This is a genomic window from Aeromonas sp. Prich7-2 (assembly GCF_017939255.1).
In the GTDB taxonomy this organism is placed as follows: domain Bacteria; phylum Pseudomonadota; class Gammaproteobacteria; order Enterobacterales; family Aeromonadaceae; genus Aeromonas; species Aeromonas caviae.
This window is the reverse complement of sequence record NZ_JAGKRI010000214.1, coordinates 1-1,232: the sequence shown is the minus strand read 5'-3', so window position 1 is coordinate 1,232 and position 1,232 is coordinate 1. Positions and strand designations below refer to the sequence as shown.

The 1,232-nt window shown below is 54.9% G+C and carries 1 protein-coding gene, 1 tRNA gene and 1 rRNA gene; 2 read left to right on the top strand and 1 reads right to left on the bottom strand.

Annotated features, from left to right (window positions below; genetic code table 11):
* Positions 1-147: 147 nt before the first annotated feature.
* Positions 148-262, top strand: a 5S ribosomal RNA gene (rrf, locus tag J9892_RS20785).
* Positions 263-360: 98 nt separating this feature from the next.
* Positions 361-437, top strand: a tRNA-Asp gene (locus tag J9892_RS20780).
* Positions 438-714: 277 nt separating this feature from the next.
* Here the strand turns inward: J9892_RS20780 and J9892_RS20775 are convergent.
* Complete coding sequence (locus J9892_RS20775) at positions 715-1,047, bottom strand: cupin domain-containing protein (RefSeq protein ID WP_010675945.1); 333 nt, start codon at positions 1,045-1,047, stop codon at positions 715-717.
* Positions 1,048-1,232 lie beyond the last annotated feature (185 nt).

Here is a 1,232-nt window from a genome sequence, read left to right as displayed (position 1 = left end):
GGGGTGTGTAAGCGTAGCGATACGTTGAGCTAACCCATACTAATTACCCGTGAGGCTTAACCATACAACACCCAAGAAGTGTTCAGAGACTTGTAGCAGATACCGAGAACGAATAACTAAATCAGCTTTTTCAGATTGAAGATTTTGCCTGGCGGCAATAGCGCAGTGGAACCACCTGACCCCATGCCGAACTCAGAAGTGAAACGCTGTAGCGCCGATGGTAGTGTGGCATTCGCCATGCGAGAGTAGGACACTGCCAGGCATCCAATTAAACGGTGATGTGAAGAATTACATGACCGGCTGCGAGGATGACACCTCACAAACAAGCAGCAAAAGATTTAGCGAAAGCTAACCGAATGCGGAGCGGTAGTTCAGTCGGTTAGAATACCGGCCTGTCACGCCGGGGGTCGCGGGTTCGAGTCCCGTCCGCTCCGCCACTAAATTGAAAGGCCTTCCCTGACGGGAAGGCCTTTTTGCTTTCTGGCGTCTGGATAAGAGCTCAGGGAACAAGAGGCAACCACCAGGGCTGCGACTTGCCACTGACAACTCGATCCCGCTCTGTTGTCCCTTGTGCTTGAGCCAGACTTTGTCCGTCTCTGCGTCCGTTATGCCACTAACAAGAAGCCCAGTCGACAGACTGGGCTTTTTTTCGTCTCCACGGTCTCCTCTTCGATCTTCGCAGCAGAAGCATTGCCTTCTTGAGCCGTGAGCTTGCTAGTAATAGACGCAGAGCCAGACGGTTGTCTCGGTCGGATGGGTCCACTCCACCCTGTGCTGAAGGTGCGCCGGGATGTTGATGTAATCCCCCGGCCCCAGATGGACGCGTTCCTGTACCCCGGTATCCGGTGTGATGAAGACCAGGATGGCCTCTCCCTGCACCAGCAATACCCATTCGTGTTCATCCTGATCGAACCACTCTCCGGTAGGGGTCTGCTGCCCCTGGGAGAGAATGCGCTCGATACGAACATTGTTGGTACTGACCAGATCCGCGAACACTTCACTGGGCAGGGGGGAGGGGATCTGGCCAAGCAGGTTGCCTGTGTGCATGGGCTTCTCTCCGGTAGATGGGAACGTGGCTAGCTAAGAGTCGGCGTTTTTCAAGATAGTTGTCGCGCAAAGCTGTTTTAAGCAGCCTCTTTTTGCTCCGGCTCGGGTTTCTCGGGCCGCTCCGGATTTAGCATCACGGCACCGATAGGTGTCCAGTCTCGCGTCTTGCCACTCCACCTCGCTGG